This window comes from Stenotrophomonas sp. YIM B06876, assembly GCF_030711595.1.
Taxonomy (GTDB): domain Bacteria; phylum Pseudomonadota; class Gammaproteobacteria; order Xanthomonadales; family Xanthomonadaceae; genus Stenotrophomonas.
Map to the genome: position 1 here is coordinate 1 of NZ_JAUJUJ010000419.1, position 689 is coordinate 689.

1 protein-coding gene and 1 pseudogene are annotated in these 689 nt (G+C 65.8%); both read left to right on the top strand.

Annotation, left to right across the window (positions count from 1 at the left end; all coding sequences use genetic code 11):
- Positions 1 to 408, top strand: a pseudogene (locus QZH66_RS17680) (DNA polymerase III subunit alpha); the annotation flags it as partial.
- Positions 402 to 689: hypothetical protein (locus QZH66_RS17685; protein WP_305807129.1), on the top strand; the 288-nt coding region annotated here is incomplete at its 3' end. The pseudogene QZH66_RS17680 and the gene QZH66_RS17685, both read left to right, overlap by 7 nt.

The following is a 689-nucleotide window of genomic DNA, read 5'->3' on the forward strand; positions in this document are numbered from 1 at the left end:
GACGCCGCCACCTACCGGCTGTTCTCCGAAGGCAAGACCGAGGCGGTGTTTCAGTTTGAAAGCCGGGGCATGCAGGGCATGCTCAAAGAGGCGCGGCCCTCGCGGCTCGAAGACCTGATTGCGCTCAACGCCCTGTACCGCCCGGGGCCCATGGACCTGATCCCGAGCTTTGTGAACCGCAAGCACGGCAAGGAGCCGGTCGAGTACCCGCACCCGCTGGTGGCCGAGATGCTGAGCGAGACCTACGGCATCATGGTCTACCAGGAGCAGGTGATGCAGACCGCGCAGATCCTGGGCGGCTACTCGCTCGGTGGCGCCGACATGCTGCGCCGTGCCATGGGCAAGAAGAAGGCCNGCACGGCAAGGAGCCGGTCGAGTACCCGCACCCGCTGGTGGCCGAGATGCTGAGCGAGACCTACGGCATCATGGTCTACCAGGAGCAGGTGATGCAGACCGCGCAGATCCTGGGCGGCTACTCGCTCGGTGGCGCCGACATGCTGCGCCGTGCCATGGGCAAGAAGAAGGCCGAGGAGATGGCCGAGCACCGCGCGATCTTCCGCGAGGGCGCGGCCAAGAACGGCCTCTCGACCGAAAAGGCCGACGAGGTGTTCGACCTGATGGAGAAGTTCGCTGGCTACGGCTTCAACAAGTCGCACGCCGCCGCCTACTCGCTGCTGGCCTACCACACG